This window comes from Candidatus Nealsonbacteria bacterium DGGOD1a, assembly GCA_022530585.1.
Classification (GTDB): Bacteria; Patescibacteriota; Minisyncoccia; order Minisyncoccales; family UBA5738; genus UBA5738.
In genome coordinates this window covers 1110529-1130701 of the sequence record CP092821.1, presented here as the reverse complement: position 1 = coordinate 1130701, position 20173 = coordinate 1110529, and the positions used below count along the sequence as shown (strand labels likewise).

Annotated in this window: 22 protein-coding genes and 3 tRNA genes; 22 read left to right on the top strand and 3 right to left on the bottom strand. The window is 44.2% G+C overall.

Annotation, left to right across the window (positions count from 1 at the left end):
- Window positions 1–30 precede the first annotated feature (30 nt).
- Window positions 31–102, bottom strand: a tRNA-Arg gene (locus L7H18_05715).
- A 163-nt stretch (window positions 103–265) separates the two neighbouring features.
- On the opposite strand from L7H18_05715, the gene L7H18_05710 reads away from it, so the two are divergent.
- Window positions 266–1774: an HD domain-containing protein gene (locus L7H18_05710; protein ID UMX47899.1), complete on the top strand. Its 1509-nt coding sequence runs from the start codon at window positions 266–268 to the stop codon at window positions 1772–1774.
- 204 nt (window positions 1775–1978) lie between these two features.
- Window positions 1979–2049: transfer RNA gene (locus tag L7H18_05705), tRNA-Pro, on the top strand.
- Between the two features lie 123 nt (window positions 2050–2172).
- Here the strand turns inward: L7H18_05705 and L7H18_05700 are convergent.
- Window positions 2173–3120 carry a hypothetical protein gene (locus tag L7H18_05700; GenBank protein UMX47898.1) on the bottom strand — a complete coding sequence of 316 codons (948 nt, stop codon included), beginning with the start codon at window positions 3118–3120 and terminating at the stop codon, window positions 2173–2175.
- A gap of 175 nt (window positions 3121–3295) precedes the next feature.
- Here L7H18_05700 and L7H18_05695 point away from each other — a divergent pair, with 175 nt between their 5' ends.
- From L7H18_05695 to L7H18_05660, 8 genes are all read left to right on the top strand, one after another.
- Window positions 3296–4294, top strand: a complete 999-nt coding sequence (locus tag L7H18_05695) for a helix-turn-helix domain-containing protein (protein UMX47897.1) — start codon at window positions 3296–3298, stop codon at window positions 4292–4294.
- 228 nt (window positions 4295–4522) lie between these two features.
- Window positions 4523–5620: a Fic family protein gene (locus tag L7H18_05690; protein UMX47896.1), complete on the top strand. Its 1098-nt coding sequence runs from the start codon at window positions 4523–4525 to the stop codon at window positions 5618–5620.
- Between the two features lie 194 nt (window positions 5621–5814).
- Entirely contained in the window at window positions 5815–6411 is a 597-nt protein-coding gene (locus tag L7H18_05685) for an HD domain-containing protein (GenBank protein UMX47895.1), read from the top strand.
- 225 nt (window positions 6412–6636) lie between these two features.
- A tRNA-Glu gene (locus tag L7H18_05680) sits at window positions 6637–6708 on the top strand.
- A 55-nt stretch (window positions 6709–6763) separates the two neighbouring features.
- A complete protein-coding gene (locus tag L7H18_05675) occupies window positions 6764–8308 on the top strand; it encodes a glycosyltransferase family 2 protein (protein ID UMX47894.1) in 1545 nt (514 codons plus the stop codon).
- Between the two features lie 94 nt (window positions 8309–8402).
- Window positions 8403–9638: an ATP-binding protein gene (locus L7H18_05670; protein UMX47893.1), complete on the top strand. Its 1236-nt coding sequence runs from the start codon at window positions 8403–8405 to the stop codon at window positions 9636–9638.
- A 20-nt stretch (window positions 9639–9658) separates the two neighbouring features.
- Entirely contained in the window at window positions 9659–10834 is a 1176-nt protein-coding gene (locus L7H18_05665) for a HEAT repeat domain-containing protein (protein UMX47892.1), read from the top strand.
- 94 nt (window positions 10835–10928) lie between these two features.
- Window positions 10929–11120, top strand: a complete 192-nt coding sequence (locus tag L7H18_05660; protein UMX47891.1) for a hypothetical protein — start codon at window positions 10929–10931, stop codon at window positions 11118–11120.
- 103 nt (window positions 11121–11223) lie between these two features.
- On the opposite strand, the gene recG is transcribed toward L7H18_05660, so the two are convergent.
- Window positions 11224–13365, bottom strand: a complete 2142-nt coding sequence (gene recG / locus L7H18_05655; GenBank protein UMX47890.1) for an ATP-dependent DNA helicase RecG — start codon at window positions 13363–13365, stop codon at window positions 11224–11226.
- A gap of 218 nt (window positions 13366–13583) precedes the next feature.
- Here recG and L7H18_05650 point away from each other — a divergent pair, with 218 nt between their 5' ends.
- The 12 genes from L7H18_05650 to L7H18_05595 all read left to right on the top strand — a co-directional run bounded on the left by L7H18_05650 (window position 13584) and on the right by L7H18_05595 (window position 19924).
- On the top strand, window positions 13584–14435 hold the full coding sequence (locus L7H18_05650) for a slipin family protein (protein ID UMX47889.1): 852 nt from the start codon (window positions 13584–13586) through the stop codon (window positions 14433–14435).
- Between the two features lie 83 nt (window positions 14436–14518).
- The gene (locus L7H18_05645) at window positions 14519–14935 is read left to right on the top strand and encodes a hypothetical protein (protein ID UMX47888.1); all 417 of its coding nucleotides are present in this window, start codon (window positions 14519–14521) and stop codon (window positions 14933–14935) included.
- A 278-nt stretch (window positions 14936–15213) separates the two neighbouring features.
- Window positions 15214–15684, top strand: a complete 471-nt coding sequence (locus L7H18_05640; GenBank protein ID UMX48458.1) for a DUF1749 domain-containing protein — start codon at window positions 15214–15216, stop codon at window positions 15682–15684.
- Window positions 15665–15994 carry a type II toxin-antitoxin system RelE/ParE family toxin gene (locus tag L7H18_05635; GenBank protein UMX47887.1) on the top strand — a complete coding sequence of 110 codons (330 nt, stop codon included), beginning with the start codon at window positions 15665–15667 and terminating at the stop codon, window positions 15992–15994. Before L7H18_05640 ends, L7H18_05635 begins: the two co-directional genes overlap by 20 nt.
- A 21-nt stretch (window positions 15995–16015) precedes the next feature.
- Window positions 16016–16288, top strand: coding sequence for a helix-turn-helix transcriptional regulator (locus L7H18_05630; protein UMX47886.1), 273 nt, complete (start codon window positions 16016–16018; stop codon window positions 16286–16288).
- Window positions 16289–16291: 3 nt separating this feature from the next.
- Window positions 16292–16729 carry a GNAT family N-acetyltransferase gene (locus L7H18_05625; GenBank protein ID UMX47885.1) on the top strand — a complete coding sequence of 146 codons (438 nt, stop codon included), beginning with the start codon at window positions 16292–16294 and terminating at the stop codon, window positions 16727–16729.
- 110 nt (window positions 16730–16839) lie between these two features.
- Window positions 16840–17076 (top strand): AraC family ligand binding domain-containing protein, encoded by a 237-nt coding sequence (locus tag L7H18_05620; protein ID UMX47884.1) that lies wholly within the window; start codon window positions 16840–16842, stop codon window positions 17074–17076.
- A 290-nt stretch (window positions 17077–17366) separates the two neighbouring features.
- Window positions 17367–17981: a 4Fe-4S binding protein gene (locus L7H18_05615; GenBank protein UMX47883.1), complete on the top strand. Its 615-nt coding sequence runs from the start codon at window positions 17367–17369 to the stop codon at window positions 17979–17981.
- A 16-nt stretch (window positions 17982–17997) separates the two neighbouring features.
- Window positions 17998–18342 carry a class I SAM-dependent methyltransferase gene (locus tag L7H18_05610; GenBank protein ID UMX48457.1) on the top strand — a complete coding sequence of 115 codons (345 nt, stop codon included), beginning with the start codon at window positions 17998–18000 and terminating at the stop codon, window positions 18340–18342.
- Window positions 18318–18737, top strand: a complete 420-nt coding sequence (locus L7H18_05605) for a hypothetical protein (protein UMX47882.1) — start codon at window positions 18318–18320, stop codon at window positions 18735–18737. Before L7H18_05610 ends, L7H18_05605 begins: the two co-directional genes overlap by 25 nt.
- 148 nt (window positions 18738–18885) lie before the next feature.
- Window positions 18886–19392, top strand: a complete 507-nt coding sequence (locus tag L7H18_05600) for a winged helix-turn-helix domain-containing protein (protein UMX47881.1) — start codon at window positions 18886–18888, stop codon at window positions 19390–19392.
- Window positions 19393–19453: 61 nt separating this feature from the next.
- Window positions 19454–19924, top strand: a complete 471-nt coding sequence (locus L7H18_05595; GenBank protein UMX48456.1) for a transposase — start codon at window positions 19454–19456, stop codon at window positions 19922–19924.
- Window positions 19925–20173: the final 249 nt, after the last annotated feature.

The following is a 20173-nucleotide window of genomic DNA, read 5'->3' as shown; positions in this document are numbered from 1 at the left end:
ATTATAAATTTCCGATCCCCTCTTTTTGTGTGCCTCTGGAGGGAATCGAACCCCCGTCACCGGTTCCGAAGACCGGTACTTTGTCCGTTAAGCTACAGAGGCCAAACGGCATCGGTGCGGCGGATAACAGGATTATTATACCAAAGAATTGAAAAAAAGCAAATAACGGGATATAAGAAAGCGTAAAGCGCAAAACTGAAAACGAAAAGCGAAAAATCGCGAGAAATACTTTACGCTTTTCGTTTTTAGCTTTACGCTAAATCATATGCAAGATTTTTTCGATAAAATTCCAAAAGAGGTAAAATTCGCCATAGAAGAATTGCAGCGGGCGGGGTTTCAGGCTTATGTCGTGGGCGGTTGCGTGCGCGATCTGCTTTGCGGCAATATCCCTTCGGATTGGGATGTGGCAACCAGCGCGGCGCCGGAGCGGATTCAGGCGGTTTTTCCGGAAAATTTCAGCGACAATAAGTTTGGCACGGTGACCGCCAGGATTAAAAATCCGGGATTATTGGGCGAAACCTCTTTTTTCGAGATCGAAATAACCCCCTATCGCATTGAATCCAAGTACACCGATAAGCGCCATCCAGACAAGGTTGAATGGGCCGACAATATTAACGACGATCTGTCCCGCCGGGATTTTACGGTTAACGCGATCGCGTTGAGCTATATAAAGGAAAAGAAAACCGGCAAACTGAAAACCGAAACGATAGATTTGTTCGGGGGAAAAGAAGATATCGCGGCAAAAGTGATCCGCGCGGTTCGGGGCCCCGACGAACGCTTTCTTGAGGACGCGCTAAGGATGATGCGCGCGGTAAGGTTTTCCGTGTCCTTGGGGAAAGGGTGGCATATCGAGGCCAAAACCGAACAGGCAATCGTCGCCAACGCCAAATGGCTTAAAGAAGTTTCCCAGGAGCGGATTCGCGACGAATTCGTGAAAATAATAATGTCGGACTGGGCGGCTGACGGTATCGATACATTGAGAAAGCTTGGCTTGCTGGATTATATTATGCCGGAACTTTTGACATGTTACCGAGTGGGCCAGAATAAGCATCATATATATGACTGTTACACCCATTTGATAAAATCTCTCGAATTTACCGCTCAAAAAAATTTCAGCATGCATGTTCGGATGGCCGCGTTGTTGCATGACATCGGCAAACCCAAATCTAAATCCGGCGACGGTCCGGATTCGACTTTTTATAACCACGAAATAATTGGCGCCAAAACTGCGGCCCAAATCCTTTCTCGAATGAAATTTCCCAAAAAAGACGCGGAAAAAATTGTGCGGCTGGTTAGATATCATTTGTTTTATTACAATGTGGGCGAAGTCGGCGAAGCCTCGATTCGGCGGTTGGTGCGCAATGTTGGCCGGGAAAATTTGGAAGATTTATTGCGGGTGAGGATGGCGGACCGCATCGGTTCCGGATGTCCCAAAGCCGAGCCGTATAAATTGCGGCACTTGCGCTATCTTATGGAAAAAGCTTCGCTTGACCCTATTTCAGCCAAAATGATCAAGGCGAACGGTAAAGATATTATGGATATCCTTGGTATCCGGCCCGGACCGAAGGTCGGTCGGATACTTGATGTTTTGCTGGCGCAGATTTTAAACGATCCGGCGCTTAACGAAAGAAATTATCTTGAGGCCGAGATCAGGCGGCTTGGAAGTCTTGGCGAAGAGGAATTGTCAAAGATTTCCGAAGCCGCGGAAAAACAAAAAGACGCGGTGGAAATAAAACGCGATCGGATGACGAAGAAAAAGTATTGGGTGACATGACTTGGCCTTGGGCTCGGGAATTTTTCCGCGGAACACGGATATCCCGCCGCGGCGGGATTCCTTGTGTTCGCGCCATCGCGCTCGCAGGGTTCCGCGAAAAGATTCCCGAGCCCGGCGTTTTGATTTTTAAGAGCGGGGATTTACAAATAAGGAAATTAAGCTAGAATGAAATCGCGTTAATTTTTGAAGAAAATTTTTGCGCGACGGGGAGGAGTATGCCGGCAGTACGCACGATTCGGGTTCGTGCAGACAGGGTTCGATTCCCTGCTCCCCGACTTTGTTTCGCCGAAGTTTTAACGAAGGCGACCATTATCTTTCTAGCTTTAGCCGGTGGCGGGATGGAATATCGCCAAACAAAAAACCTCATCGAGGTTTTTTGTTTGGCGTGCCGGTTCTATTTACAAAATGTTTTGCGGCAGGACGGGTATGCCGTTTTCAATTGTCACAGGTAATTTTCTTGTTTCCTCTTCGTATATGTTTTTAATTTGGGGCGCGAAATAAACCGATAATACCGCGAGCGAGACCATAAGAATAAATCCGATAATTGCCATCGGCCCGAAGAAATTTTTTTCCGATGGCGATATCAAAATTGCCGAATCCGTTTTCGTTTTTTTTAAATTTTCAAAAATCAAATAGTAATAGATCGTCGCGACCGGAGAAATTAAAAATCCAAAAATAAAATTGACAATATTTTCTGTTTGAGGCCCCGCCGCTTTGTTCAGCGGTTGGATAATTGAATCGATAAACAACATTGAAACTATTCCCAATGCCACCAATAAAAAAATATTCCAAAAGTTGCCGCGGCCGTAGTCGCGGCTTTTTAATAACGCTTCCATTCCCTTTTTATCGTCGGCGATAACCGCATATCGGGAAAACAAAAACCAGATTGAGAAAATTATTCCCGGAATAATGAAGAAAACATATCCAAAAAAAAGAATTGCCGCGGAAAGAACGCCAACCCAGAGAGACGGCATCGCGTAAGGCTTGGCTCGCTTCAGAGCTTCTCGCAATCCGAATGTTTCCTGTCTGTCTTTTAAAACAATTATTGTTGCCGCGGATATCCATGAAAAAAAGTATAAAACAAAGAATGTCATTGCAATGATGGCAACGATGCTGACGATCAGCGTCGCAATCAAATTATTGGTTGTGGCCACGATCAGCGAGGCAATCATTCCTATAAGTATAATGATAGCAACCGCCGCCGTCATTAAAATATAACAGCAAAGAGCGATAATTAAGAGCGGTTTTAATTTTTGGCCATAGACCTTAAAAGTATCGTTCAGCAAAGCGAAGAATGATGGTAATTGCGGTTTTGTTTGCGCGGCCATATTTGTGTTTGGTTCCATTTTTTGAATTGATTATCTTTGATCATTATATATGCACTTCCCGGTTCTGCAAATGCCGTAACGATGCCGGGTTTTATTATTGTTCGGCAAGAGAACAGAGACCGGACAATGATTGCAAATTTTTTTGTATTGCTTAAGATATAATCAACGAAGAAATTTTTTATAATTAAAAATTATGGAACAACAAAATAACAATCAAACACCCAAGGATTATATCCTTTCTCTCTACGAAGTTTGCGAGATGCTTGGTAAAAGTTCCAGGACGATTAGCCGATATGTCCATCGGGACATTCTCCACCCGGTGGGTATAAAAAGCAGACAAGGGACGCTTGAATATCGTTTTAGCCGGGCCGAAGTGGAAGTTCTCAAGCAAAGGGAAGATGAAATACGGCAGTTTAATTATATGCCGCAATTGTCGAACATGAGGCAGAATATGGCATCGTTCGCATCGATTAATTACCAGCAACCCCGAACTATGCCGCAACCGTTTATGATGCCGGGAATTTCTTTTCAAAACGCGCCTGGCCAGACAATCCCCGGTCAACCCGTAGCGCCGGCGCAACCATTCCCCAAAGAAGCGGAAACGATTGCCGCGGCGCCGGAAGATAAGGCGCGGGAAAACACGACTGGCGAACCGACTCCGCCGACCGCGAATCACAGCGAACCCTTTCAAGACACGGCGCCAAATCAAGACCACAGCAACGAACAGATAATCATACTTTTAAAAGAAACGACCGAAATGTTGCGCGATCAGTTGCAGGTCAAGGACGGACAGATCAAAAATCTTGATGAAAAAATCGGCCAACTGATTGAAAGGAATCGCGAAACAAATATTTTATTAAAAGGATTGCAAGACAAAATGGTGCTTCTTGAGAAGCCGAAAAACGAGCGCAAGATTCAACCCAGAACGGAAATCCCGGCGGTATCAAGCGAAGAAGTTTCTCCATCATCTTCGCCCGCGCCGAAAGTTGTCGAACCGGTCGCCAATCCAATAAAATTAAAAGTTGCCTATCGGGAAGACGCGGCATACGCGCCGGAAAATAATCAATCAAACATCAATCCGCAAAATAAAAATAAGACCATTGCCAACGGGGCGGGGAATGGCGGACGGATTCCCGCGCAACGGAACGATGATCAATCCGCCAAAGGATTTTTCGGAAAAATCTTCAGGTAAGGCGTTTGAATATAAAAATCAAAAAAGAAGGAAATCGCCTCCTTCTTTTTTTGTTGCATCATCATCCAAGTTGCTTTAAGATTAGAATAACAGAGGCCGTTATTCCAATACCTTGGAATAACAAAAGACCTTATTCTTTTTATCCGCCGCAAGCTTGCCGCGGAGAATAAAAAGCATGAGGAATTATTGGCAAAACTCAAGCGCTTGATTTATTTCAACAAACTTTTTATGCCGATCAAATCTTATATATTGGATCCGTTGCCTCCGAAAATAAATTATGATTCGCTGATCCGCGTGATTGGCGAAGCGCACGGCGCGATCGGCGAATTGAACGGTTTGTTGCGAAAAAATATTTTGAGTCCGGAATTGCTGGTAACTCCGTTGCTGACGAAAGAGGCGGTTTTGAGCTCTCGCATTGAAGGCACGCAAGCGACGCTGGAAGATGTTTTTCAATATGAAGCCCAACCCGCCGGCGAGCTTGCCGGCGGCCAGAATCGAGAAATCACCGAAATTATCAATTATCGTCGGGCGATGAATTTTTCGATGGAGGAGTTGAAAACAAAATCGATTAACCAATCATTTATTAAAAAAATCCATTATCTGTTGCTTGATTTATCGCGCGGCGCGGAGAAAGACCGCGGCAAATTCCGGACCGGACAGGTGTACATTGGCATGCCCGGAGCGCGGATTGAGGAGGCCAGTTATGTGCCGCCCGCGCCGGCGGAATTGCCGGCCTTGCTGTCGAATTGGGAAAAGTATGTTAACTCAAATCAGGAAAAAGATTTGTTGGTGCAGATCGCGGCGGCGCATTATCAGCTGGAGTCAATCCATCCGTTCCGCGACGGAAACGGCCGCGTGGGCCGGTTGTTGATTCCGCTGTTTTTGTACCAGCGCGATTTGTTGTCGTCGCCGTTGTTGTATATCAGCGAATATTTTGAAAGAAACCGGCAGGACTATTACGGTTATCTGCGCGGAGTGACCGAAAGGGGCGACTGGGAATCATGGCTTAAATTTTTTTTGCTGGCGTTGATAACTCAATCGTTAAAGACGCAAAATTCAATCTCGAAAATTTTGGAATTAAACGATCGTTTGAAAAAAGAAATTACCGCCGCCAATTCGGTTTACGCGCTCAATCTGTTGGAATCACTTTTTGTCTCGCCGATAATCACATACGCGAAAATAAAAGATAAATTAAAAACTAAAAATCCCCAAACCATTTATAATCTTTTGGAAAAATTCATCCAGTTGGGGATATTAAAAGAGGAGCCGGGAAGAAAGAGGAACCGCGTTTTTGTATTCCAGGAATTGTTGGACATATTAAAATAAAAATTGTTTTTTTCCCGCGATTATGTCAGTATCTCCCAATAACGGCGATAATTAAAAATACATTGATGTCGGGATATTAACCCCGCCATCAACCAAAGGATGTTTCCTTCAAGATTACTTGCGCTTTGCTAAGGAATCCTCGTTCTTTTTGTTCCCCGCGGCGAGCCGACAGGGTATAAAAAGAATAAAAATATATGGAAAATATTAAAAAATTGGTTAACTTTTTGTTTGAGTTGTCCGGAGCGAAAACAATGCCGCGCTCCGGGTGGCAGAGGATTGGCGTCAGGTTGCCGGAGTCGCTGGCCGATCATAGCGCGTTAACGGGGCAGATTGCGTATATCTTGGCGGCAATGGAAGGCGCCGATGCTGACCGCGCGGCGGCGTTGGCGATTTTTCACGATACCGCCAAATTGCGTTTGGGCGATATAAATTGGGTGGCAAGGATTTATAATGGCTCTGCAAGCCAAGTTGAAAGGGCGCAAAAAGATCAGATAGGTGGCGTGTCTGTCGCGCCGCAAATGAAATCGATTTTCGATGAACTGAAAGAATGCAAAACCAAGGAGGCGCAAATCGCTGGGGACGCGGATTTTTTGGATATGGCGATTCAAGCAAAATATTACGCCGACAATGGCAATAAAAAAGCATTGTTGTGGATTGAAAGCGCCGCGGATATTTTTAAAACCGATTCGGCGAAAGAAATTTTCACGGCGGTGAAAGAAACCGGTATTGAAGATTGGTGGATGGAATTGGAGCCGATAAAAAATAAGTTTGAATCGCGGAGCAAAAAATAATATGAAAGACTAAGATCAGGGATTGAATAAAACTTTGCGCGCGGCGGAAAATTTTGAGAAAGCGGGGGAGTTGGAAACGCGGGGTTTTTAAAACGGGTAATCGATTTGACGCCCGAATGTTTGGAATACAATGATTCGCATATCGGCTTGGAGATGATTGATAATTTGGCATGATTCCGGCCAGTGTGGACTTTTTCGCGTTTTTTTGTTATGATTTTTGCGTTTGGCCCCATCGTCTAGTGGTCAGGACGTTGCCCTTTCAAGGCGAAAACGCGGGTTCGATTCCCGCTGGGGCCACTTGGTTTCTGGCGACAAGGCGGTTAAAAGCCGCCTTTTCGCATATAATACAGATATGGCAATCGATTATTTGAATCTTTCGCGCGCCGATGATTTTAAAAATCATTGGCATCGCGCCGCGTACCGTTTTTTGGAAATGCTTCCCGGGTTTGTTTCATGGGCAACTCTTATTTTGGGTTTTGTTTTGTCCGGGATTTGGCCGTTCGCGGTCGCGATTTTCATTATCTCTTTTGATTTTTACTGGCTTTGCCGGGTTTTATATTTGGCGGCCCATCAAATCGCCAGTTACGGGAAAATGAAAAAAAATATTGCCATTGATTGGAGATCAAAACTTGAACGCGACAATAAAGACGAATGGCAAGATATTTATCATTTAATTGCTCTGCCCTTTGCCAGCGAGGGGCCTGAAGTGGTGCGGGCGACGCTTGATTCGCTTGTCAACGCCGATTATCCCAAGAATAGAATTATTATTTTGCTGGCAATCGAAGATATTCAATCGGCGCGAGAATTGGCGGCCAGGATCGAGCCGGAATACCGTTCAAAATTTTTCGCGTTTTGGCTGGTGGTGCATCCCAAGGGAATCGGCGGCGAACTGCAGGGGAAAGGCGCCAATGTAAACTGGGCGTTCAAAGAAGTTAAAGAAAAATATTTGCCCGGGATGAATATCCCGCAAGAGAATATCGTCGTGTCGCTTTTCGACATTGACACCAAGCCGTATCCGCAGTATTTTTCCTGTTTGACATGGTATTATTTAAACGAATCCGACCGGCTTCACAAGAGCTACCAGCCGATACCCGTATATAACAACAACATTTGGGAGGCGCCGCTGGTGAGCCGCATAATTGCCACTTCGTCGACTTTTTGGGAAATGATGCAACAGGAGCGGCCCGAACAATTGGTAACCTTCTCAAGCCATTCTATGCCTTTAAAGGCGCTTTTGGAGGTGGGTTATCCTTATAATGTGGTTTCCGACGATTCGCGCATTTTCTGGCGCGCCTATTTCTATTACGGCGGCCGTTATAAGGCAATTCCCATGTATTATCCGGTTTCAATGGACGCGGTGCTTGGCAAGTCGACATTCCGCACCATGGTCAACCAATACAAACAGCAGCGGCGCTGGTCGTGGGGCGTGGAAAATTTGCCCTATGTTTTTTTCAATCTTTTTATGAATCCGGCCAGCGCCGGAATAAAACTGCGGGAAAAAGTTTTCCATATTATAACCATGATTGAAGGTTTCTGGTCGTGGGCGACCGGTTCGATTATGACATTCGGTTTGGGATGGCTTCCTCTGCTGATGGGCGGCAAAAATTTCAATGCCACTTTGCTTTCGTATAATTTGCCGATGATAACTTCGGTGATTATGACCTCGGCAATGGTGGGGATGGTGGTGTCGGCCATTATCAGTATGTTGTTGCTGCCGCCGCGGCCCAAACATTACGGCCGCTGGCGCCACATATCAATGTTGCTTCAATGGCTGTGTCTGCCGATCACGCTGATATTTTTCGGTTCGCTTCCGGCGCTGGAGTCCCAGACTCGCCTCATCATCAACAAGCCCCTCGGTTTTTGGATCACGGAAAAGGGGAGAAAGAATGGCAAATAGAGATTGACTTCAATGTTAACCCGATAATTATTAATCTTGACTTTAATAATAATAAGGTTAAAATTAAAGTATATTGATATTTTAACTCAAAACCATGTTGATTAAGCGGGAGATTTTTCAAGAATTAAAAGAGCATTTAACTCAAAAAGAAATTACTTTGTTGGTCGGCCCGCGGCAAGTGGGCAAAACTACATTGATGCGTGAGTTGGCCGGGCACCTTGAAAGTATCGGTAAAAAATATCTTTTTTTAAATTTGGACAATGAGGCGGATGAAAAATATTTCACGAGCCAGGCGGAATTGATTGAAAAAATCAGGATTCATCTTGCGCCCGGGGGGTTTGTTTTTATCGATGAGATCCAGCGGAAAAAGGATGCCGGGATTTTTTTGAAGGGAATTTATGATTTGGATTTGCCGTATAAATTCATTGTTTCCGGATCCGGAAGTTTGGAACTGAAAGAAAAAATTCACGAATCGCTGGCCGGACGAAAAAGAATTTTCGAAATTAATCCGGTTAATTTTAAGGAATTCGCGAATTTCAAAACAGATTACCGCTATGAAGACAAGATTGGAAGTTATTTTGAAATAGAAAAGGACAGAACAAAAATTTTTTTGAAAGAATATCTCAATTTCGGCGGTTATCCGCGCGTTATTTTGGCGAACCATGTTTTGGAGAAAAACAAAATAATGGGGGAGATTTTTCGCAGTTGCGTTGAAAAAGATCTGCTTTCACTTTTGGAAATCGACCGGCCGGAAGCGTTTTCGTTGATGGTTAAAATCATTGCCAGCCAATCCGGGCAAATTTTGAATTATTCAAAATTGGGCCAGCAAATAGATTTGACTTTCGCGCCGTTGAAAAAATATTTGTGGTACGCGCAAAAAATTTTTTTGCTCAAAATCGTCCGGCCATACTTTACCAACAAGCAAAAAGAAATCACTCGGTCGTCGTCGGCATATTTCTATGATCTTGGTTTGCGCAATTTTTCCATAGAATTAATGGGGGCGTTATCCGATCCGCAAAGCTTTTCTTTTGTGTTTCAAAATTTTGTTTTAAACGCTCTTTTGGAAAAAAACAAAGATACCGCCGCTGTGATAAATTTTTGGCGCACCCTTTCCGGAGCCGAAGTGGATTTTGTGATCAATCGCGGCCGGGAAGTGCTGCCGGTTGAAGTCAAATACATCGATTTGAAATCGCCGGTTTTGGGAAAGTCGTTGCTGTCGTTTGTTGAAAAATACAAACCCAATGAAGCGTGGGTGGTCAATCTGTCGCTGGATACGGTGGTAAAAATAAAAACCACAACAGTAAAATTTATTCCGTATTGGAAAATTTAAAATAATTAAAAATTAAAACCATGGAAATTGAAACAAAAATTGAAAATCCGGCGGTTAAAAAAAGGTTGAATGACTTGGATTCGGATGATCCGAAAACAATCAGGGAAGCGGTAAATTATTTGGCGCGGCAAGACAAAAACAAGCAATTAAAAACCGCGTTGCGCGAAATTGTTGAAAATTTTCGGGTTTGCGAATCTTTGGCCGCGATTTGGGCGATTGCGGTTTTGGGGATTATGCGCGACAAAGATGCGGTTCCGTACTTGCTTGATGTTTTTGACAGCGATGAGGATTTTACACAAGAGGCGGCTGAGGATACGCTGGTGCTGATTGAAAGAGCGCATCCGGGATCGGTTGTCCCTCTTGCGATTGAGTTTATCGAGCGCAGGATTGACAATGATCCGTGGCGCGCGAAAATTTTTGCCGTTGGCGTGCTGGGCGAATTTATAGACCAAATTCCGGTTAAAAATTTTTTGATAAAATTGTTTGAAAAGGACAAAGATATCCAAGATTTTATTGGTAGTATTTTGGTTAATACCAAAGATAAAATAATTTTAGAACTTTTGAAGCGATCTTTGGTGTTTTTTGAACAAGTAAAAGACGATATTGCGATAAATGAAATGAAGTGGCATTATTATTATTTGGCCAATGGCATCAGCTATGCGGAAAAATATCCCGATAACAAATCATGGAAACGAAATTGGGAACAAAGATGGAATCATTTGTTGGAAAAAGTTGCCGAAGGGGATGATGAAGGAGGCGGCAATGAAGTAGATATTGAAAAGATGGAAGAGAGATTAAAAGAAATGGAGCGCAAATTTAAGGGAAGCGAATTGGATAAACAGTTTCAAAAAGAGCTGGCGGAGCGCGACGCGCAGGAGATTGAACCGTTTTGTTTGGCAAGATGGCTTGAAATCCGCCAACGATCGGATTTTGAAAATGAGTTTCAACGAGTGCTGGATTTGGTTGGCGCAGGGGACATCTGGCAGGTGGAAGATATTCAAAAAGCAATGAACGAAAGCCGATCATCCGGCCCGATCATGAAAATGATTTCGGAAAAAATAAATTTTCCCGACGAAAAATCATTCACTGCGTTTTTTGAATATGCCAACCAGCTTTGGAACAACACCCCCCGTGAAGAATTGCAAGGCCTTACCCCCGCGGAAAAAATGGAAATTTACTATTTGTCGCAAGAATGATTTTTTACTATCGCTGGAATCTCAGACCCGCCTCATTCTCAACAAGCCCCTCGGTTTCTGGATCACGGAAAAGGGGAGGAAGAAGTAAAATTATATGAAATTTTACGAATATGTTTGCCGCGATTCGTTTGGCCGGATAATTTCCGATGGTCCGGCGCGCAAGACTTTCGCCCAGACCGATGTTTTGGGAAAAGCCAATTTGATGCGGCCCGAGATCAATCGCTTGGGCCATATGTTGGGCAACCCCGAAGTTTTGACCGCCGAGGATGTTTTGGAATTATTGTAAACGCAATCTGGTGTTTATAGTCTTTTTATCAAGACGCAAATCCGCAGGAGCAAGACTCCTGCGGATTTTTGTTTTGGATTTCGGATATTCGAACATTCGAGCTTCACTCCAGGTGGGCGCGGTCGCGGAAGTGCTGGATGCGGGCGCGGAGTGCGGGATGGCGCGAGAGGTCGGGGTCGTTTTGGAGAATGCCTTTGGCGGCGTTGCGGGATTTTTCCACCAGGAACACGTCGGCGAGGGAAGCCATGGCTAGATCGGGCGCGCCCCATTGCTGGGAGCCGAACACTTCTCCCGGGCCGCGGATTTCCAAGTCTTTTTCGGCCAGGTCGAAGCCGCTGTCGAATTTGAGCATCGCGTTCAGGCGCCGGGTGGGGTAATCGGAAAACAGCAGGCAATACGATTGGTGTTCGCCGCGACCCACACGGCCGCGGAACTGGTGCAATTGCGCCAGGCCGAATTTGTGGCTGCCTTCGATGGCCATGATCGTGGCGTTGGGAATGTCGATGCCGACTTCGATCACCGAGGTGGAAACCAGAATGTCTATTTTCCCGTCTTTTAATTTTACCATCACTTCTTCTTTTTCCGCGGCTTTCATTTTGCCGTGCATCATGCCGACTTTCAATTCCGGAAAAATTTCTTTTGACAGTTTTTCATATTCTTCTTTGACGGCCTTGACCGCGTCCGCGCCGGAGTAATCGGCTTTCGGGTCGAATAAAATTCCGTCCCGCTTTTGTTCGGGCTTGTCCTCGTCGGGGTCGATGCGCGGGCAGATAACGAACGCCTGGCGGCCGGATTGGATTTCTTTGCGGATCATCTCGTAAGCTTTGGCGCGACCATCGGGAAGGACAATCTTTGTTCCAACTTTAAGCCTGCCCGCGGGCATTTCATTGATCAGTGCCAGGTCAAGGTCGCCATAGACTGTGAGCGCCAGGGTGCGGGGGATGGGCGTGGCGGTCATTGAAAGCAAATGCGGCACCAAGGATTTTTTTGAATTTGTTTTGTTGTTTTTTGCGAGCGCCGCGCGCTGGTCGATGCCGAAGCGATGCTGTTCGTCCAAAACCACCAAAGCTAGATTTTTAAATTCAACGCCTTTTTGAATCAAAGCGTTGGTACCGATCAAAATGGAAACTTCGCCGCTTTTCGCCTGTTCCAGCACCGCGGATTTTGACGCGGATCCGTATGAAGAAAGCCGGGAATTCTTGCTGCAAAGCAAGCCGATTTCAATGTTGAGCGGCGATAACATTTTGGAAAAGCTCGCGTAATGTTGTTGGGCGAGGATTTCCGTGGGCACCATAACCGCGATTTGCGCGCCGGCTTTAGCGGTTGCCAGGGCCGCGATCATCGCCACGACGGTTTTGCCCGAGCCGACATCGCCTTGCAGGAGGCGGTTCATCGGCCGCGGTTTTTCCAAATCTTTCAATATCCGAAAGGCGGTTTCGCGCTGGGCCTGGGTAAGGGTGAAGGGCAGAGATTGCACGAATTCTTTCACCAAGTCCGCGTCGAACGGGATTGCCAAAGCTTTTTCGCTGTTCAGCCGCACGCGTTCGCGCAAAACCGCCAACTGGATGAAAAACAATTCTTCGAACGCGAAACGCTTCCGCGCGGCGGCGGCGAATTCATCGGATTCCGGGAAATGGATTTGTTTTATCGCGTCGCGCCACGGCATGAAATCATAATCGCCGAGCAAATTTTCAGGCAGGGGATCGGGCATTTTTGAATAACCGGCCAGGAGCGGTTTGATAATATAGCGCAACCAGCGGCTGGAAACACCCGCGGTTTCCGGATAAACCGGCACCATCCGTCCGGTGTGGGTGTAATCTTCTTCGGTTTCAAAACCGTCGCGAACTTTTTCATACATCGGGTTGGAAAGGTATTTGGCGCCTTTTTTGTCAACCAGTTTTCCCGCCAGACAAACTATAGTGCCCTTTTTAAGGGTGCCGGCAAGGTATGGCTGGTTGAACCATAAAGCTTTTACCGAGCCGGTAGCGTCGGTCACCATGGCTTCAATGAGCGTCATGTGCCGCTTCCAAATGCGGATCATTTTTATTGTTTCGACGGTTCCCTGGACGCAGGCGGTTTTATCGACTTCCAAATCGGCGATATTCGTCCGCGCGGAAAAATCATGGTAGCGCGAGGGGAAGTGATAGAGCAAATCCCGCATCGTCAAAATTCCCATATTTTTCAATCGGGATTTATAGGCCGCCGAAATTCGCGTGAATTTTTCAATTGAAGCGTCGAAATCCATAGAGATAAAATTTTCAATTTACAATTTACAATAAATGTTCCAAATTTCAATGTTCCAAACAAATGTTTCAGTTAGGATTCTGTTTGATTCATTGGTGCATTGAAAATTCAATGAAAATTGTAAATTGATAATTGAAAATTATTGTTGCCTTTACTCTATCAAGATTATGCTATAATGAATATCATAAAAGGCAAATTTAAGCTAAATAATTAAATTGTATGGCACAAAACAATCAAGATATCAGTTCTTTGTCCAGTATCGCCGCGCTGATTATTGGCGCCATTGTTCTTGTCGGCCCGGCAATGAGCATTTTTGGGCCGCTGGGATTGCTGGCGATTTTTGTAGGCTTGGTTTTGTCGGTCCTTCTTATTGGTTTGCGCGTGGTTGACCAATATGAACGGGCGCTTGTTTTGACTCTTGGACAATATTCGGGAACGCGGTCGCCGGGATTGACATGGATATTGATCGGCATCCAGCGCATGGTCAAAGTTGATATGCGCATCACCACCACCGACATTCCGTCGCAGGAAGTGATCACCAAAGACAATGTGCCGGTGGGAATCAACGCCGTGGTTTATTTCCAGGTGGAGTCGGCCGAGAAAGCGATTTTGAATATCAAGGATTACACGCTGGCCGTGGCGCAATACGCGCAAGCCGCGTTGCGCGATGTGATTGGCGGTATTGAACTTGACCCGCTGCTTTCCGAGCGCGAGAAAATTTCCGAAGCGATCAAACAAATCGTTGACCAAGCCACCAACAGTTGGGGGATAAATGTCACCGACATCAAAATCCAGGATATTGAATTGCCCGCGGATATGAAGCGCGTTATGGCCAAGCAGGCCGAATCCGAACGCGAAAGAAGAGCCATCATCATCCGCGCCGAAGGCGAATTCCAGGCATCGGCGCGATTGGCCGAAGCCGCCAAAATGCTCACCGACACTCCCGGGGGCCTGTCGATGCGCACTTTGCAAACCATTGAAAAGATAAATCCCGATCCGTCCAAAACCGTGATCTTCGCCCTGCCGGTGGAAATTATGGAAGGCTTCAAAAAACTGACCGGCGCGAAATAAAAAACATCGAATTTTTAATCCCGGGATAACCCGGGTTTTTGTTTGAGTTGGAAGCTGATTTAAGTTATTATATTTGATAAATTATGAAAACTACTTTTTGCCGGACAGATACTTGCGATCAATTGAAATTGCCCGGGTTGCTTTTTGAGCCGGACGCCGGATCGAAAATCGGCATTTTGCATTTGCACGGCCGGGCCGGCGGGTTTTATGCCAATGCGTTTTTGGACGCGATGGCCGAAACTTATACCGCGGCCGGATTCGGGTTTTTAACGGTTAATTTGCGCGGCCATGACCAGATCGCGGATTTTCGGGTGGGCGATACCGACCAGATAAAAAGAATCGGGCAGGCATTTGATATTTTTGAAGAATGCGTTTTGGACATTGGCGCGTGGTTGGATTTTTTCCGGTCGCGCGGTTATGAAAAAATAATTTTGCAGGGAGGCTCGACACTAACTAAGTTTTATCGTTTTAGAACATTCAAATTAAGTCGGTTTCAATGAACGATGACGAAATTGTATCTTTTTCAGATACATTGAGGAAGAGTGAAGCGGAAAACGATTTAATTTCAATGTTCCCGCAGGGCAGGATTTATTTGATCTGTCTTCGTTGTTGCTTGTCGCTAATGTAGTGCTACGACTACATTACGCTCCTCGCGCCTAGAATCCAGATCAAATAAATCCTGCTAAAACGATAAAACTTAGTTAGTGTCGAGCTAAGCCAGGGCGGCGGCAAAGCAATTTATTTTTTAAATGAAAAAATACCCGCGGATGTTACCGCGCTGGTTTTGATGTCGCCGGCAGATGCCGCCGGGCTATTGAAAAAATTTGATCCGCAGAATTTTGAAAAAGATCTTGCGGAAGCGGAAGCTATGGTTGCGCAGGGGAGGGGCAACGAATTGTTGCCGCGGCCGATCCGCGGCACATATTACATTTCGGCAAAAAGTTTCGTCGATGAATTCGGCAAAGACACCAAGGCGGATATTTTCCCGGTTTTCGAAAACGGCAATTTTGAGAAGCTGGAGAGAATCAAAATGCCGATTCTGGCGTTCTATGGCTCCAAAGAAAATCTTTGTATTAACTCGCCAAAAGAAGACCTGGCAATCGTCGCCAGCCATTTGAAAAACCAAAATTCAAAAACCGCGATAATCGATGGCGCCGACCACACATATCACAAATGTGAAAATCAAGTCGCAGAATTAATTGAGGCTTGGTTAAAAGAAGTTTTGCAATATGGGAAACGAAAGAGATAATAAAATTATTTTGGATGATTTGGTTGAAGGGTTTATAAATTCTTTGGAAAAACCGGCGATCGCAAAAGTTTTGCGGGTTATCGATTTGCTTGAGAATTTCGGCCATGAATTAGGCATGCCGCACAGCAAAAAGATAACCGCCGCGATTTACGAATTGAGAATTCGGAGCCGGCAGGAAATAAGATTTTTTTATTGTTTTAAAAGGAAGAATATAATTTTGCTGCACGGTTTCGTCAAAAAATCCGATAAAATCCCCAAAAAGGAGATCAAAGTTGCTATTCAGAGGCATGAAAGATTGACTAATATATAACATATATGTTATATATAATTTATGAAAACATATACTGAATTTAAAAACAAACTATTAAAAGACGAAGAAATTGCCAAGCATTATGAAAAACTCGGGCCGGAATTTGCGTTGATCGAAATGGTAATTAAAAAAAGATTGAAAAGCGGGTTATCGCAACAAGATCTGGCGGAAAAAATTGGCACAAAGCAATCGGCAATTTCCCGTTTGGAATCGGGACGCTCGAACCCATCGTTATTGTTTTTGCAAAAAATCGCCAAAGCGTTGGATTCTCAACTCGAAGTTTTTTTAAAATGATAAATGGAAGAAATTATTTATCGAAAATCGAACAAGGATGATTTGCCGCAAATATTGGAGATGATGATTGCTTTTGATTTGAATGCGTCCAATATGGTTGCCGATGGTTTTTTGGTGGCGGCGCAGGGCCGGCGCGTTTTGGGATGTGCCAGAATAACCGAGATTGGCGATGGCAATATTGAATTATCGAGCGTCGCAGTGGTTGAAGGATTTAGGAAAAAAGGGATTGGCGGCAAGCTGATACAAATGCTTCTTGCCCAGGAAAAAAGACGGCCGATATATTTGATGTGCCGAAGAAGAAACCAAAAGTTTTACGAAGAGCAGGGATTTAAAGAAATGCAGGACGATTTATTGCCTGCGTTATATCGGGATATGGTTGAGAAAATTATAAGCAAGGGAAGAGCTATTAACAACGATGGGTTTGCGATGATTAAAGAATAATAAAAAATATGTTTGTAATAAAAGAGCCGAAAGATTATAGTTTTGAGAAATTCTGAATCAAGGGAAAAATTTTTCCATCAAGCGGTCTGACGGTAAGAACAAGATTTGTTTTGATTGAAACCCAAAGCGGGCATGAAACCACAATCTGCCAGCGGGAATGTGATTTTTGTTATTACATTTTGGAAGGTAACGGATATTTTGAAATTAATAGCGGCCGTGAGGATTGCACTGCGGGGGATTTGGTGGTGATACCGGCGGGCAATAAATTCACTTATAAAGGAAAGATGAAGATGCTTTTGAATTGCACGCCGCCGTGGTGCGTGGAGCAGGAGGAAATGGTTGGATGACAATGTGGTATAATAAATATTATATTCGTTCGGATATTCGATTCGACCCGGCAAAACATCGGCGATATCAGTAGCGCTAGATTTTCGATTTTTGACAATGCCGACGGCAAGCATTGTTCCGACGGCACGGTTTTTGGTAAATGCTCCACTGACAAGCCCAAGCTTTGCATCGACGAAGAAGTGGATTTGACCGATGCCTGCCACTCCTGCGGCTGCCCCTCGGGCAGTTTTGCGGCTCCGACAGCAAATGCCATTAAGCCTGGTTTTGTTGCTTCGGGTTGATAAAATATATGACAGTGTTGATCAATTTCAAAATTTGCGACAATGCGAAAGAATGTAGCGGTATCGCGGTTTGCCCGACCGGAGCTTTGTCGTGGGACGAAAAGAAGAAAAGCATAAAAATCAATAATAAAAAGTGTATTAGCTGCGGGAAATGCCAAAGGGCGTGCGGAGTTGAAGCTATTAAGGTGGCAAAGAATGAAAAAGAATACGTAAAGATAAAAAAAGAAATCAATAATGATTCGCGGAAAGCTACGGATTTGTTTATAGACAGGTTTGGAGCCCAACCAGTTACGCCAATGTTTTTGGTTGCGGAAGATAAATTTACTTTATCGTCTTTAGAATCAAAAAAACCGGCAATGGTTGAATTTTTCAATGAAAATTCGATAGAATGCCTTTTAAGGTCAATACCGATTAAAGATTTGGTGGCGGGCATGAAGATAAACTATGAAAAAATTGAATTGAAAACCGCATTGTTGCTGGGAAAATACCAAATATCCAAATTGCCCGCGCTGTTATTTTTTAAAGATGGGAAATTGTTCGGCAAGATAGAAGGTTATTACGATCTTGATAAAAAAGGCGAATTGATAAAGTTGGTTGGTGAAATTGTAAATCGGGGAAAATAATTTTGGATATTTGATTATGATTATTGACCGTCAAAAAAAAGAAGAGGGGATATTGGTTAATTTAATTAAGCCTCAAGGGAAAAGAATTTTTGAGATAGGATGTGGCGAAGGACGAGCGAGTTTGATGTTGGCTAAATATGCGGAGCACTATATTGCGATAGATAACGATATCAATGTAATAAATAAAGCCATTTCGCAAGTTACTACTGAATTAAAAGATAAAATTGATTTTAAGGTTGGTTCCGCGACCAAGATTTTGTTGCCGGATAAAAGCGTTGACACGGTTTTTATGCTGCTTAGTTTTCACGAGATAGCCTTGCAGAAACAAGGGGGGCGTTGCTTGAATCATTGCGCGTTTTAAAAGATAACGGTCAAATTATTATTGCTGATCCAGAAGAAAATCCAACTGATTCTGTCCAAGCGTTATTTGGTTCGATAGATTTGTCTTTAAATTATTTTAAGCATTCAACATTAGTTAATCATTCTAGGTGGGTAATTGACAGTATAGCGCGAGATTATAGTTTGACAATCGAGAATAATATCGGTTACTCGATTGACTGGGAATTTAATGATTTTGAAGATATGCAAAATTGCATGATAGCTGACTATCAAGAAATTGATTGGGATGAAAGATGTCAACAAATAGCAAAAAATGCTTTACAAAAAATTGTTAAAAATATTGACACTTCAAAATCATTTGTAATTCACGATCGTATGGAAGTCGCTATAATTAGCAAACGGAAAGTTTGGGATTAAGAGCGAACGAGATGATTTTGACATTATCTTATAAATTTGCTTAACTTTGTCTGGCAGGTGAGTACTTTGGATGAAGAAACAAAAGTAGCGTTATTGACCTTCGCATAATAACTTGACTATAATCGCCTTTGTGGGATAATGAAGGCATATGAAAAATCGTAAATCTTCACCATCTTGCAAAAGCAAAGATGATCTTCAGAAAAGAAGAATCAAAGCGATAAAGCTTTGGGAAAAAGGCCAAACCCAATATAAAATCGCCAAAAAACTGGGAGTCAGTTTTGAAGCGGTGAGCAATTGGGTGGAAGCATACAAAGCCCAAGGATGGGATGGCCTGAAAAGCAAAGGCAATCCCGGGCCGGATTCCAAATTGACCCAAGAGGAAAAACGCGAAATCAAAAAAGCGATCCTCAAAGGAGCGCAAAAGCAGGGATATGCCACCGATCTTTGGACGCTGGCAAGACTGCGAGATCTGATCAAAAAGATATCGGGAACAAAATATCACCCCGGCCATGTCTGGAGGGTGGTAATCTCGCTGGGTTTTACCAGCCAAAAACCCGAAATCAAAGCCAAAGAAAGAGATGAGAAAGCCATCAAAACTTGGAGAGTAAAAACCTTTCCAAGGTTAAAAAAAATGGGCGCAAAAACATCATTTTAAGCTGGGATTCCATGATGAATCGGGAATTTCCGACCGCCCCACGGTCAGAAAAACCTGGGCGATTAAAGGCAAAACGCCGGTAATCAAATCCACCGGATCGTGGGCCGCAATGAGTTTGACGGCAACGCTGGTTTGCGCGCCGGCAGGAAGCAATCCGGCGATGTTTTTGAAAAGCAAAAAAGGAAGCGTCAAAAAAGAAGATGTGCTTGTATATTTAAAATTATTAAAATACTGGTTTAAGGGAAAAAGATTGCTTCTTTTCTGGGATGGATTGGCGGCACATCGCGCCAAGATCGTCAAAGAATATTTAAAAACTCAAAAATACTGGTTGCGAGTTGAGAGATTTCCGGCCTACGCGCCCGAGCTTAATCCCGTTGAATATTTCTGGGCGGCGATGAAAAACAAATATGTCTGCAACTTGCGGCCGCAAGGCCTGCCCGCCCTGGGGCGGGCGGTCAAATCCGGCAAATGCAAGATCGCCGGAGACAAAGAATTAATGAAAGGATTTTTAAAGGCTTCCGAATTATATTGATATGATAGTCAATCTATTATGCGAAGGTCAATAAATGTTTGTTTTTTATGTGCGCTGAGCGCTGATATGAGGAATCACCGGCAGGATTGTCCGATTTGTGACAAAATTGATGTCGCAATAAAGGGGCGCTCATATGCCGATAAGGTAGAGCTTTTGCTCAAACCGGCGGAAGTTATAACTTTAACAAAAGTATCAATAAAGATGTATAAAAGTCTTGGGACTTTGGCTACCCAGTTGAATATGCCTCAG

What these genes read in the sequence shown, in the direction of transcription:
- L7H18_05710 (UMX47899.1), top strand. Translation starts at nt 266, where the DNA reads ATGCAAGATTTTTTCGATAAAATTCCAAAAGAGGTAAAATTCGCCATA.
- L7H18_05700 (UMX47898.1), bottom strand. Translation starts at nt 3,120, where the DNA reads ATGGAACCAAACACAAATATGGCCGCGCAAACAAAACCGCAATTACCA.
- L7H18_05695 (UMX47897.1), top strand. Translation starts at nt 3,296, where the DNA reads ATGGAACAACAAAATAACAATCAAACACCCAAGGATTATATCCTTTCT.
- L7H18_05690 (UMX47896.1), top strand. Translation starts at nt 4,523, where the DNA reads ATGCCGATCAAATCTTATATATTGGATCCGTTGCCTCCGAAAATAAAT.
- L7H18_05685 (UMX47895.1), top strand. Translation starts at nt 5,815, where the DNA reads ATGGAAAATATTAAAAAATTGGTTAACTTTTTGTTTGAGTTGTCCGGA.
- L7H18_05675 (UMX47894.1), top strand. Translation starts at nt 6,764, where the DNA reads ATGGCAATCGATTATTTGAATCTTTCGCGCGCCGATGATTTTAAAAAT.
- L7H18_05670 (UMX47893.1), top strand. Translation starts at nt 8,403, where the DNA reads ATGTTGATTAAGCGGGAGATTTTTCAAGAATTAAAAGAGCATTTAACT.
- L7H18_05665 (UMX47892.1), top strand. Translation starts at nt 9,659, where the DNA reads ATGGAAATTGAAACAAAAATTGAAAATCCGGCGGTTAAAAAAAGGTTG.
- L7H18_05660 (UMX47891.1), top strand. Translation starts at nt 10,929, where the DNA reads ATGAAATTTTACGAATATGTTTGCCGCGATTCGTTTGGCCGGATAATT.
- recG (UMX47890.1), bottom strand. Translation starts at nt 13,365, where the DNA reads ATGGATTTCGACGCTTCAATTGAAAAATTCACGCGAATTTCGGCGGCC.
- L7H18_05650 (UMX47889.1), top strand. Translation starts at nt 13,584, where the DNA reads ATGGCACAAAACAATCAAGATATCAGTTCTTTGTCCAGTATCGCCGCG.
- L7H18_05645 (UMX47888.1), top strand. Translation starts at nt 14,519, where the DNA reads ATGAAAACTACTTTTTGCCGGACAGATACTTGCGATCAATTGAAATTG.
- L7H18_05635 (UMX47887.1), top strand. Translation starts at nt 15,665, where the DNA reads ATGGGAAACGAAAGAGATAATAAAATTATTTTGGATGATTTGGTTGAA.
- L7H18_05630 (UMX47886.1), top strand. Translation starts at nt 16,016, where the DNA reads ATGAAAACATATACTGAATTTAAAAACAAACTATTAAAAGACGAAGAA.
- L7H18_05625 (UMX47885.1), top strand. Translation starts at nt 16,292, where the DNA reads ATGGAAGAAATTATTTATCGAAAATCGAACAAGGATGATTTGCCGCAA.
- L7H18_05615 (UMX47883.1), top strand. Translation starts at nt 17,367, where the DNA reads ATGACAGTGTTGATCAATTTCAAAATTTGCGACAATGCGAAAGAATGT.
- L7H18_05610 (UMX48457.1), top strand. Translation starts at nt 17,998, where the DNA reads ATGATTATTGACCGTCAAAAAAAAGAAGAGGGGATATTGGTTAATTTA.
- L7H18_05600 (UMX47881.1), top strand. Translation starts at nt 18,886, where the DNA reads ATGAAAAATCGTAAATCTTCACCATCTTGCAAAAGCAAAGATGATCTT.